Origin of the sequence: Oligoflexus sp. (assembly GCF_035638955.1) — a bacterium.
GTDB lineage: Bacteria > Bdellovibrionota_B > Oligoflexia > Oligoflexales > Oligoflexaceae > Oligoflexus.
Map to the genome: position 1 here is coordinate 23,781 of NZ_DASQYZ010000015.1, position 12,389 is coordinate 36,169.

8 protein-coding genes are annotated in these 12,389 nt (G+C 53.3%); 1 reads left to right on the top strand and 7 read right to left on the bottom strand.

The window, feature by feature from the left end; translation table 11 throughout:
• Positions 1-26: 26 nt before the first annotated feature.
• The 7 genes from VE954_RS01970 to VE954_RS02000 form a co-directional block, all read right to left on the bottom strand.
• On the bottom strand, positions 27-758 hold the full coding sequence (locus VE954_RS01970; protein WP_324949108.1) for a hypothetical protein: 732 nt from the start codon (positions 756-758) through the stop codon (positions 27-29).
• A gap of 116 nt (positions 759-874) precedes the next feature.
• Positions 875-2,326, bottom strand: a complete 1,452-nt coding sequence (locus VE954_RS01975; RefSeq protein ID WP_324949110.1) for a leucyl aminopeptidase family protein — start codon at positions 2,324-2,326, stop codon at positions 875-877.
• 89 nt (positions 2,327-2,415) lie between these two features.
• Positions 2,416-3,231 carry a phosphoserine phosphatase SerB gene (gene serB / locus VE954_RS01980; RefSeq protein ID WP_324949113.1) on the bottom strand — a complete coding sequence of 272 codons (816 nt, stop codon included), beginning with the start codon at positions 3,229-3,231 and terminating at the stop codon, positions 2,416-2,418.
• Positions 3,232-3,568: 337 nt separating this feature from the next.
• Complete coding sequence (locus tag VE954_RS01985; protein ID WP_324949115.1) at positions 3,569-4,534, bottom strand: LysR family transcriptional regulator; 966 nt, start codon at positions 4,532-4,534, stop codon at positions 3,569-3,571.
• 134 nt (positions 4,535-4,668) lie between these two features.
• Positions 4,669-4,935 carry a hypothetical protein gene (locus VE954_RS01990; protein ID WP_324949117.1) on the bottom strand — a complete coding sequence of 89 codons (267 nt, stop codon included), beginning with the start codon at positions 4,933-4,935 and terminating at the stop codon, positions 4,669-4,671.
• A 201-nt stretch (positions 4,936-5,136) separates the two neighbouring features.
• Positions 5,137-6,672 carry a DUF4301 family protein gene (locus tag VE954_RS01995; RefSeq protein ID WP_324949119.1) on the bottom strand — a complete coding sequence of 512 codons (1,536 nt, stop codon included), beginning with the start codon at positions 6,670-6,672 and terminating at the stop codon, positions 5,137-5,139.
• A gap of 65 nt (positions 6,673-6,737) precedes the next feature.
• A complete protein-coding gene (locus VE954_RS02000) occupies positions 6,738-8,009 on the bottom strand; it encodes a HEAT repeat domain-containing protein (RefSeq protein ID WP_324949121.1) in 1,272 nt (423 codons plus the stop codon).
• Positions 8,010-8,148: 139 nt separating this feature from the next.
• Here VE954_RS02000 and VE954_RS02005 point away from each other — a divergent pair.
• On the top strand, positions 8,149-12,389 hold a 4,241-nt coding region (locus VE954_RS02005), incomplete at its 3' end, for a hypothetical protein (RefSeq protein ID WP_324949123.1).

Here is a 12,389-nt window from a genome sequence, read left to right on the forward strand (position 1 = left end):
AAGATTATGGCGCGACCTGATCCTGGTTACTGCGGAAGGGTTTCACCACGATGAGCCGCTGCCATTTTTTGTACAGAACGGCAGAAAGAAGGAATATCGAGAACCACAGCGCACTGTTCTTCAGCCAGTGTGAAGACCGCTTCCGAAATCACATCAGCCAGGACTTGCTGCTCATCTTCCGGGATACCAGCCTTGGCAAACAGTTCCGTGAGGGCCGTGTTATCGTTGACCACGCCTTCGTAAGCTTTGTCCGTGCGGGTCAAAGATTCCGTTGAGGCGGTTTCGCCATTAAGGGGACGCATCGTTACAAAATCAGGATAGCCGGTCGAGGGCGCGCGTGAAATCACAAAGTGATAGGCACAGTCGACTTCGGGAATCTCATCCAATTCCTCAAGCAGAGTCTGCACCGCCAGCAAGGCTCCCCGAGCTTCGTGCAGGGGCAACCAGCTGTCATCCATGCTGTCGGCGACAATATAGTCTGTCAGAAAAGCAATGGCCGCTTCAGCCGCTTCCGGGACAGTCTCGCCAAACGCGTGAAGTTGGCCTTGTTCATCGATTTCGAGGCCATCGCTGTCCTCGTCGTCCTCAAACTCATCATCGTCCTCTGAATCTGCGCTGAGGGCCTCATCGTCTTCAGCTTCGTCAGAGACTTCAATGGGTTCTTCCAGCAGTCGGTCCGGACGGTCGTCCGAAAAGGCAAAGGAATCTTCGAAGGCTTGCAAAAGTTCGTCAAAGGTTACGCCAAGATACGAGATCATATGAGGACTCCGGGGATGGGGGGGAAACAGGATGCAAAGGTTCACCCTTGTTACAGGAGCATGTCCCCGGGGTCAAGCTTATAGGGCACAATGGGACTGGCTTTGCGGCCGAAATTTTATACGTATTCCTGGGTCAGGCGTGTGATCAATTGGATCCCGTAACCCGTGCCCAGCCCGCTTAAAGTGTTCGACGGCCCCGCCATATCAATGTGCAGCCAAGGGATATCCAGATCATCCACGTGGCTATAGATAAATTGCGCCGCGCAACTTGGCTGGGCGTTGCTGCGATTTTTTACGGAGTTGACCATATCAGCGATTTGGCTTTTGAATTCGTTTTGATAAAGCTCGGGTGCAAAGGGCAGGGGAACCACCATATCGCCTGTTTCCAGACCCACGCGCTTGGCCAGCTGCTCCAGATCCTCACGATTGGACACGACACCCGCGTGTAGCATGCCCGTTGCCACCATCTGCGCGCCGGTCAGCGTCGCGGCATCGATAATGAGATCGGGTTTGTATTTCCGCGCGCAGTAGGACAGGCAATCGGCCAGCACAATGCGGCCCTCGGCATCGGTGTTATTCACTTCGACGGTTTTGCCCGAATGCATGGTAATGACATCATCGTTGCGGAAGGAATGGGGACCGATGGCATTTTCCACAAGGCCCACACAGGCAATCACCCGATGCGGGCATTTATTCAGGATGAGATGATGAAACGCACCGAGAACCGCTGCGGCTCCGCCCATGTCACCCTTCATACCCACCATGCTGGCGCCGGGTTTCAGAGTGAGTCCACCGGTATCAAACGTCACGCCTTTACCAGCCAGCACCACCGTTTTCTTTGACGATTTGGGTTTGTAATCGAGAATAATCATGCGTGGCGGTTCCGCTGCGCCTTTGCCCACAGCGTGAATACCGTGCAGTCCTTCGGTCCGGAGGCGCGGCCCCAGGATTTCCCGAAACGTGCAGCCGGGGATGCTGCGGAACTTATCTTTGATTTCATCGGAAAAGGCGTCAGGCGTCAGTTCATTCGGAGGCATATCCACGACCTGACAGGCCCAGGCCACCTGCTCGCTGAGACTGCGCACTCGTTCATCGGCGATCACGACCTGCCCCTTCTGATCCAGGGCCAGCACGTGAATCGTGCGAGGCTTGGCATTTTTCCGCCGATTGACGATACGCAGTCGACGCGCGACCGCTGTCGCCACACTTCCGTAATGTTCCGGCCGATCCAGATAAAGAACGACCAGGGAATGTTCTTCACTTTCGATCGCGTCGAGCTGCTGAAAAAACCATTCCCGTCGGGTGGGGCTGTTATCTTTGGCCACTTTTTCCGGCAGGATGCCCATCACAACTTTGCTGGGACCGGCCAGACCGGTAAGGGTGGAAAAGCTGATGGGCGTGCGTCCCAGGCGGGGTGTTTTCAGGGCTTCCCGAAACAGGTCGGCGACCTCGGGTGGCAGAATTTTTTCATGCAGTTTATTTTGGAAAGCCTTGAGAGACCCGATCATGAAAACAGCACCTTTTTTAGGCAGGATTTGTTTGGTGCTGTTCAGAAACCTAAGATGCATGCAGACCTCATTACAAAACGGACAGGCGAAGCCATACTGACCTCACCTCTCTCGTGATACCCGAACTTCGTTCATTCCTATTTGTACCATTAAAGGAGCGCGTGTACGAGCACTCGATGGTCATGAAGATTGGCGCCGTGAATATGAGGCAGCAGAACGGCCTTGGGGTGATAACCGATCGAAGCCCCTGCCTTGAGTAGCATTGGCAGGTCATTGGCGCCGTCACCCACGGCCACCACATCCTGCAGTGCGAAGCCGCGCGTATGGCAAAGCTGTTCCATGTATTGAACCTTAACGTCAGCATCGACAATCTCGCCGAGTACTTCGCCCGTGAGCTTGCCGTCGGCCACACCGAGTTCATTGGCGCGAAAGCCTTGAAAATCCAGCTCGCGAACGATGCGCTGGGCAAGGGGATTGAAACCACCCGAAACCAGATGGAGCTCGATGCCACGCGAGCGTGCTGCCCGAGCGAACTCATGCATCCCAGGGTTAATCGTGAGTTTGCGACCGACCTGATCGATCACATCCGCCGAAACACCACGCAGCATGGCGACCCGCTTCCGTAGCGAAGCTTTAAAATCGAGTAATCCGGCCATCGCTTCTTCAGTGATGTGATGCACCTCCTCCTGTTTGCCCGCAACACGAGCCAGTTCGACAATGGATTCCTCGGCGATGACCGTTGAGTCCATATCGAAAAAGACCGCCTTCCAGTTGCGTTCCGGTATGACCATGGCGGTGCAGCCCGCACTATTCAGAGCCAGCACCTGCTGCCTCATGGTGGCGGGAATGGGACCCGGACACTGGGAAAAAAGGTGAAGTTGCATGTCCGGCACAAGCCGGGAAGGACCAAGACCGGTAAAGAGAGAGGATCGTTCGGCGTCGACAATCAAACGATAAGGCGACATGGAAACCCTTTTCACGATGAAAGTGCGGGGATGAGCTTGCTTTAAGGGAATGCTTGGATTGCAGGAGGGAATCAAGAGAATTATGGAGCGAGGGATACCACTGCGTCATGAGGGTGGAAGGGGCAGATGATATCGGGAACTTTTCAGGAGAACAGATGTATCCGGAGAGCTTATTTGAAGTAAAGGTGGCCGCCTTCCAACCCTCTTGTCGTTCTTGAGGCCACTTTATGCCTGCTTGGTTATGCTGTGAAATTATTTAATCTTGGTAAATGTAATAAGCTCACCTTATAACTTCTCAATTTTGTGCAAGCTGCCTGTTCGCTGGCAAGCCTCGTCCCTATCCCTTATCAGGCTTGTCGGCCTTGTCGGCCTTGTCGGCCGCCGGCAGAGCGGTCTTTCCCATCTGTTCTGATATCCATTGGAGACAGATTTTGGCGGCGAGACCCATCGTACGCTTCCGTAGGTAGGCCACTCGAATGCGATTCGAAACAGTGGCCTTCACATGCAGACGACGCAGCTTCGGCTCCCGATTCAACAAACTCTTGAGGCTGGCTTCCGGTAAAAGACCCGCTCCCATGCCTTCACGAACAAAGTCTGCTACGGCGTGATGATCCATCACGGTGCAGCGGACATCCAATTCCTTCGGCAGGCGATTGAAGTTTTTCTTGAACCAGGCATTGAGCAGTTCCGGTGCTTCCACATAGTTCACGAAAGGCAGTCGGCAATAGTTTTCGAAGAGCTCGTCGGAGTCCTTGAAATGCTGCAAAAAATCCTCGTGACAGATGAGGTCGTAAGGGTCACTGGCCACTTCATCGAATTCGATATTCGGCTCGTTCACAAACGCATCGGCAAAGGCAAAATCCAGTCGGCCTTTTTCGAACCAAAGGCTCAGCTCGTTGGCCAGACCCACGCGCATGTCAAATTTAACTTTGGGATGCTGCCGGCCAAATTCCGCGAGGAGCTCGGTGATCCGACGCTCGCGAAGGGAGGGCGAGATTCCAACTTTGACGCGACCCTGGAGCTCATTATCCTGATTGGAAATCTGCCTCAGCGTATTTTCCAGATCATCCAGTCGCCTGGAGCATTCCGAATAGAGCTGTTCGGCTTCATCGGTTGGGATGATTTTCCGGTTGATCCGATCGAAGAGAATGATGCCGAGTGCATCCTCGAGGGATTTGATCTGCTGACTGACTCCTGATTGAGTCAAATGCAATTGCTTGGCAGCCAAAGTCATACTGCGCGTGCGGTACACCACGAGAAAAATGCGTAGATAATTGAGGTTGAGCCTGGCAAGCAAAGACATGATACGTTGACCTCAGTTGGTAGCAGGCAGGAATAACCGCCCTTTTTGCCCAGGGCGGAACCATCATATACATCGAGTGTCCTGAAAAGTCAGCAGCTTTCTTCCCGGAGGGGCGGGTTTGAACCCGGCCATCCTCATGGATTGAAGAGCTTCTCACGACTCAGGTAGCAGTAGTAGAAATGAGCAGCATCGAGAGCGTCAACCCAAATGGTATCGTGGTAGTAATCATAGTGGGCCGCAATTTCTTTGCGTTCAATCGCATCGAGCACAAAGTCATGGTCCAGCTCATAGAGCTCACACATTCCACCCAGAGTCACGCGCTTACCTTCGTAATGTCCTGGGTCATGACCCAGCTCCACTAGAGCTTTTTTAAAGACCGTCTTGCCGACTTGCGGACCCATGAAAGAACTCCTTCCGAGGATGGTTGGGGTTGTCTATTACCATTCTATGTAGGGTTCACGGTCCTGTTCAACGGGTAAACCTTGCAGTACGGGAGATGCGCAATGGGGTGCTGGAGAAGTCTTGGCGGGGCTTGGGTGTCACAGCTTTGTCGTCTCGTCAAAGGACTGGCGGACGCCTGCTGTTGGCGTCCGCTTTTCATCTTAATTCATAGGCTTGATGCCATCGAGCAGGGTCTTGTGCGGATGGAACAAATTCCGGGAAATTTCGGGAAAGAGGACATTAGCTGTCAGACTATTGCCGATCACTTCGTAGAGTACGATTTCGTGGTAAACCACAGGCTCACCGAGTATGGTTTTCTCGGCAAGGATCCAGAAGGGGCAATTCTCAAGATCGTAGGCCCGGGGACTTTCGGGAATTTCCGCAGCCACAAACACCGGATTGAAATGGGTGGTTTTCGTTGGATCCTCCAAGAATCGTTTCCGATCCACGGCACTCACATGCGGCAGCTCCAGACAGATGCTGACTTCACCATCCTTGGTGCGGGCAAAAACTGCAGTACCGCCGATGTCTTTCCCACTATTGGGGACCTGACCCAGGCTATTCACCGGACGATCGTACAGTTCCTGAAGCGCGCCTTTGTCCTGAAGGTTTTTTCGCAGGCGCTGCGCGTGAGATTCTGGACACTGAAAACCCTGCATCAGGAGCTTCCAAAGAGGCTGCCAGGGCTTCTCGAGATCCTGGAGCCACGATCCTGCGGGAACTGGGCGTGGGTTGACCATGTTATGCAGAAGATCGTCAGCGAGCTGAGCCGCAGTCTTGAGATCATCGCTGTGCAAACTTTGCCGGATATGACGAACGGCGGCAAGCACCATTTGATGCTGCACCAGAAACAGTTCCGTTTCCTGCAGGACCTCGGGGTTCCAGCCATTGACGTTATCGATATTGCGAATGAAGAGCGAGTGCGCGGTCGGGGTTCTCTCGCGAACGTCCTGAAACAGCTTGACGAGTTTGCCATGACCTGCCGGTACGATGGAAAGCTTGCCTTCTGGGGTGCGATAAGGCATTCCATCGGGACGAAATCGCAGGGTGGAAAGCTGTTCGCCTTGCTCCAGGAAATAACGCGGCAGCGCTTCGGCAGAATGACTCTGACCTAAATGTTTGGCGAAAAGCTCGGATTGGTCGAGCGGGGCCACATAATATTCAGCTACGATGCCGTGAATTTTGTCATGCTCCTGATGCTTCATCTGCAGAAACGTAGGGCCATCCTTCCAGCAGTGCAGAAGGGCCTTGGGTAAATCGATCTCGGTGATCAGGTTCTCGGCCTGCGATAGCGTCATGCGAGGGCAGTTTTCCTCTTTCAGAAAATGAGTCAGCTGCGGCGGCAGGGGCCAGCTCGGGGCGTCCTGCTGCCGAAGGCTGCGATGCTGGGTCTTGATTTTATTCTGATCGAGTTCCTCCAACGCCAAACGCAAATCCATGAGCGGCTTAAAATAGCGGCTCGCGGCGCCGGCAGCTGGCACGAAAGACACAAATCCTTGCGGTTTGTCCCGATGAATTTGATGCAGATACTGGGGAGGCAGGATGCCTCCATTCTCGATCCGGCAGGTATCCTCGACGGGGATGAAGAGGTCGTCCCGATTCTTTACACCTTCACTGATCCGCTGCTGATGAATTTCAATATCCTGAACATCCAGATTCATCTCGCGAATTTCAGTAACAGTCATTCCTTTAAGCATAGCGCAACTCCATGGCCCCTGGTAATTCCCTTTGAATGCGGACACGCCATGGATTTGCTACTTTTTCAGACCCTGCTTGCCATCCGTGCCTGTCTCTTCAGCGCTGCCCGGGCTGCCTGCCGAACCATCGGTGATGGATCTTCAGATGCCAGAGGTCGCAAAAGATTTTGTGAAACATCCGGCTTATCCGCAAGGGGGAGAGCTTCGCAGATCTCCGCGCGAATCCACGCGTGGGCGTGATTATGCAGCAAATTTTCGAAAACCTCTAGCAAAGTCTCGTCTTTTTGCTGTTGTTTCAAAATTTCAATCAGCAGCCGCAAAGCTTCTGGAGTCAGAAGGGGCGTTTGATTTTTCATCCAGGTCATCCGGTCTTCGCTAGGATTACTGAGCAGTCTTTCCAGTACCGCCGCCTGGTAGATGGCGGGCAATCCTTTCAGGACGGGACGCTGGGCGGCACAAGCCGCGATGGAAAAGGCCGTGCGCGTCAGCTCCAGACCCTTGGCACTCAAGCGGATGAGGTTGGGGTGGGGACGGCGGCGGCTTTCTTCATACACGAGTCCACAACGACTTAGTGTACCCAAATCGCTGATCAGATAGTCACCGATGCCACTGGCAGCGATGGTTACAGCATCATTGCCTTGCCAGTTGCAGCAAAGCAAGATGTTAAAAAGACGATTGAGGTATTCCGGATTCAGCGTCTTTTTCTTCGTGTAGGGTTCCCGCTGCAGTATATTCTTCAGGCGATACAGATCGAGGACCCAGGGGCAGTTCTCCTGCTCTTCGAAGATGCGGTTCATGATCCGATACACTTTTCCAGCCAGTTCCGGGGCAAATTGAAAGAGACCAGCAGTGCCGGCCTCCTGATCCAAACGCACAGCCGTGCGCAAAAGTTCAATCAGATTGCGACCAAAGCCTATGTCATCGGCCAGGGCTTCATCATTGCTGGCCAGGGTCGAGCAGATAAAAAGGTGTTCGAGAAACTCTTCTTCATATTTTTCCGCGGTCCAGTCCAATTCAATAGGAGTATAAGAATGCAGCAGATCCAGGCTGTTTTCCACCAGTTGCGTGCCCAGGTGCCGGGGAACTTGGAACTCACTGCATAAAAAATCGATGGAAAGTTCAGAAAGTATCGGGGCGTTATGCCAGGCCCGATGCCGCATCAGAAGGTAAGTCAGGTCAAACGTCAGGGCCCGGGTCAGGGCTGGGCTGAAGACTCGTAGGTCATGCTCCTGCATCAGAAAACCATGGATTCTTGTCTGGAGTTTAAGCAGGAGTGGGCCGAGCCCTTGTTGGTCCAGATAGGAGGCCTTGCGTTGCGCGCTTCTGACAAAGTCCATAGTCATCTCCTTAAACTTATTCCCCATTGTACCGACAAGACGGAGAGACTCATAAGAGGACAATATTAAATTCAGTCCAAGTGCGCTGGATCGCAGACAGAGATCCTGATTTTGTATCAGGAGACAATTTTGAGGCGGCATGACAGCGAAGAATTTACAAAACCTGAAGACTTACCTGGAAGACACTGGCTTTATCCAGAAGGATGAACACGTGTTTACCTGGGCATCGGATCAGGGGCGCACGCCTCACCGCAAGCAATTGCCCTGGCAGATCGTCGACTGGACTTTGGAGCTGCAGGGTCAGGAACTTCTGCAAACCACGTTCGAAGCTCAACTGCGCCGGGAATCGTTGGTCCAAAACTGTGAAGACCTGTTGCGGGAGCGATTCGATTCGTTCCGCGCTATCTCGTTGCAGGATGATCACGAAGACGGCTTCTGGCTGCTCTTTGAATTCCTGGATCGTAATCTGGATGCTGATCAGAGTCGCTTGATCGAACAGGAAGACCTGCAGCGAAGCCAGCTGCCCCATGGTCTGGCTGGATTGCATCTGACTGTGATTCAAGCCCTGGGTCAGATGTCGGTCTTCATGACCAAACATTTCTTTCTGGGTAATGTTCCGGGTCAGCTGCTGATCGAATTTCCGAAAATCATGACTGAGGCTTTGTTCGGGGATACGCTGAAAGCCCAGGCCAACTTCAATGCCTATATTACAACAGCCGCCGCAGAAGACCTGCGCAAGGCTTTGATTCAGGCGAGCCTTCTGCCTGATTTTCTGATGCAATGGCTGCATAGCGATCCGCAAGGAACTGATACTCCTTTCAAACAGGTGCGTCTGGTCCTGAAAGAATCCGCATGGTCGCTGGCCTGGAGTCAAAGGGAAGAGCTTCCCGATCTGGTGGTGCCGCCCATTGAAGTCCTGGAACAAAAGGAAGTCGCCCGACGTTTCCAAAGACTGGATGAATTGATTCTCCTCGAGGATTATCATGGCGCTATTGCCCAGTGCCGCGAGTATCTGCAGAAAAATCCAGCCTCGCTTTATCTGGTGCGACGCTGGGCCTTCTTAAGCCTTTGGGGCGGTTTGCCCTTCGAGCAGGCGCATTTGGATCTGATGTCCAAATATGATCCGATCAATCTTATGACCCTTTCGCTGTGGATTCGCAAGAGTCTGGCAGAAGTGAATTCCGATGCCCTTCTGGAAAATCTGTCCAAACTCGGCAATAATCTGGGCCAGGCCATTGTTGATTTTGGTGTGATCGATATTACCAGTCTGACTCTTCCAGAAATGCTGGGGGATGCCTGGAACGAAAAAGACGATCAGCGCGCGGTGGCCTGCTATGAACGCGTGCTGCAGACGCGCGGTGAAGTGCCTCGTATTCTGGTGAAGCTGATTCGATTGATGCGCGATTTCGATGATTCGGGAGCGGAAGAAGGCTACATGGACCGGCTTCTCGCCTGCGAAGTGCCCATCCGCACCCGCGCGGCCATCTATTACCGTCTGGCTGAAATCAAGCAGGTGGAAGATCAGGAAGAAGCGGTTAAGTGGGCGTTAAAGAGCTGGCAGACCAACCGGACTCAGGTGAAATATGCGATTCTTGCTGCTGATCTCTTGATTCAACTGCATCGTGCCCATGAAGCTGTTCATGTGCTGGTGGAAACCTGCGAGCTCCTGTCCCCTGACGAACCTCTGGCTTCGCGCGTGGAATTGGAACTGAAAATTTCCTCCATCTGGTTGAATGAGCTGCATCGACTGGATTTGGCTCAGGAACGTTTGGAGCGCGCCCGGGAATTGGCCGGTGATTCAACCGATGCCTTTGATATGATTCTGCCGTTGGCCAAGGATCTGGGTGAGCCCGTCTTCTATGCTGATCTTCTCATGCAGGCTCTGCAGGGCGCAAGCAAGGCTCAGCAGCACGATCGTGCGGATCAGATCGTAAAATCCCTGCTGGCGCTTGCGGATCAAATGGGTGATGGCGAGCAGCTGGGCCGCATCTATAGTTTGATTCTGACCTGTTCGCTTCTGGATGTGAACCAGATCGAAAATATCCTCCAGCGGCCGAATCTGGCGCTGCCCTACGATAAAATTCTGCAGGCCATGGACTGGCAGCTGAACCTTCTCGATGTCCAATTGCTCGGACACTATCTTCTGCTGATGGGAGATATTGCGCGGCAGTATATTCATGATAACAGTCGAGCGCGTCAGTACTACGAACGGGCCTTCGAACGCGGTCAGCTGAGCGAGAGCGCTTTCAATTATCTGGATGAGCACTATGCTCGGAATGGACTGAATCGTCAGCGATTTGAGCTGCTGAAGAGTCGCCTATCATCGGCGACTGATACCGATCGCAAGTTGATTCTGCGCGAACTTTACTACTTCGACGACGGTGTCTCGGACGAGGAAAAGGATCGCTTCTCCATAGAAATGTTTGCCCTCGACAGTGATGACGTTGGGCCTTTGGAAGAACGCATTGCCTTCTATGAAGTGCAGGGCAGTTCCGTGGGCATCCATGAGCTGATCACGTTGGCTGTGGACGCGACGGATGACGCCGATGTGCTGGCGCCGATCCTGCATAAGGGTCTGCAAGCCTTGCAGGCGACCATGAATGAAAGCCGTTTCCGCTTTATGGATGAATTCCTGCATCATCTGCAGGCGTTTGGCATGGATCGGGGTGAGCACGCGCACTTGGCTTTGCAGTATCTGTGGGCTGATCCCCATAAGACGTTTGCCAAACCCTATCTGGAATATCTCCTGAGTGTCGGCGAAGTGCCGGATCTGGAACCGGATCTGATGCTCGACGTTCTGGATGATGGAGCCAGCAAAGTGGATCTTTTGATTCGCTTGGCGTCGGCGTCCAGCGATCTGAATAAAACGGTCATGTACGAGCGACTGGCCTTCCGCATTGCTCGGAATCTGCCTGGCTTGGTCAGCACCAAACTCGAAATCCTGCAGCGGCTTGCTGATCATACCAGTCTGAACGATGAAGAACTGAGCGAATATATCAAGGCTGTCAGGCAGTCGGGCAAGAGCCAATATATCCTGCGCGTGCTGGGTCATCAGATTCCGCTCGCCCGCACGGATGTCATGCGCGACAAACTCTTTCATCTGGCCTGCGAATTCCTGGGCATGGCCAATGCCGATTCGCTGGATCTGGATCGCATTCACAGTGCTATCTCCCATCTGGGACAGGAGCAGCAGAATCGTCTGAAAACGATCTGGCTGGAGCGCATTGGTTTTGACAAAGCTCTGCATAGCAAGGATTTTGCGATTCAGATGCTGCGCGACAAAGGCTTTTGGGAGCATCAAAAAGCTGCGACGGTTCTGCTGAAGCAGATGCTGGAAGTCTGGCAGGAAGCCAGTCTGATCAAGGGGATCGTCACGCCGATTCTGAAATCCCTGATGGACGATCAGCGTGAAAATGATTTGCGCTACTATTTGAATTTCCTTCTGCCCACAGGACTTGTGGGACAGTCGACGGCTCTGGCCGCGTTTGAATACTTCGCCAGCCGCCGTGATACCGTAGCCATGGAACGTTACTGGCTGCATAGCCTGGAGCTCCTTGAAAACGCCGATCAAACGCGAGGTTTGCTCGACTACTCCAAGGACCTTTTGCAGGAAGTCGGGATGGTGAGTTTCCTGTTCGAAACCATCGCCGATCTTATGGATCATAATAAGCAGACCCGCTTCCCAGTGGAAGTCCAGCGCGAACTCCGCCTGTTTCATGCGGAAGCCCTTTACGTGGCGGCCAAGGATCGGCGCAAGGCATTGGCCCTGTTTGAGCAGGTCTATTCTGCTAACATGGACGAGACTCGTACCTGGGGTCCTTTGATCGTACTTTATTCAGAATTTAATGCTGATACGGATCTGTATGAACTTCTGCATCGTATTCTGCCGCGCTTGCGTCGGGATCGCGAAACTGTGGATCGTTTCCATCTGGATCTGCCAGCCTTGGAACATGAATTGGCCACCATCGGCGAACGCCTGGGATTGAAACCCGAGCCGACCGATGTGGAAATGAGCTTCACTCTGCCTGTGGATTTGCAGTTTGGTAGTGAAGGCGAATCAGCGCAAGGCATGGGTATGGGTATGGGCTTGGAAGGCACTCAGGTGCGGCCCAAATCCGAAGCTCTGGCCACGAGCGACGTCCATCCTGTGATGACGCCACCGCCTCCTGACGTGCCCGAGTTCCAAACCGGTGGTGGTGCTGAAACAAGGCCGCGTTCCGCAGTGGTGATGTCGAATAACAGCCAGGACGGTTCGATTGATAGCACCTTGAATTTCGAGAAATTCGTCTATAATGCCAATCCCAGTCCTATGGATACCAAGGTTTCCAAAGCACCGATCGATTTGCCAGTGATGACGCCTCCTGCGCCCATGGAATTGCC

Bases quoted from the DNA above. Each gene is read 5' to 3' on its own strand.
- VE954_RS01970 (WP_324949108.1), bottom strand. From the start codon at position 758: ATGATCTCGTATCTTGGCGTAACCTTTGACGAACTTTTGCAAGCCTTC.
- VE954_RS01975 (WP_324949110.1), bottom strand. From the start codon at position 2,326: ATGCATCTTAGGTTTCTGAACAGCACCAAACAAATCCTGCCTAAAAAA.
- serB (WP_324949113.1), bottom strand. From the start codon at position 3,231: ATGTCGCCTTATCGTTTGATTGTCGACGCCGAACGATCCTCTCTCTTT.
- VE954_RS01985 (WP_324949115.1), bottom strand. From the start codon at position 4,534: ATGTCTTTGCTTGCCAGGCTCAACCTCAATTATCTACGCATTTTTCTC.
- VE954_RS01990 (WP_324949117.1), bottom strand. From the start codon at position 4,935: ATGGGTCCGCAAGTCGGCAAGACGGTCTTTAAAAAAGCTCTAGTGGAG.
- VE954_RS01995 (WP_324949119.1), bottom strand. From the start codon at position 6,672: ATGCTTAAAGGAATGACTGTTACTGAAATTCGCGAGATGAATCTGGAT.
- VE954_RS02000 (WP_324949121.1), bottom strand. From the start codon at position 8,009: ATGGACTTTGTCAGAAGCGCGCAACGCAAGGCCTCCTATCTGGACCAA.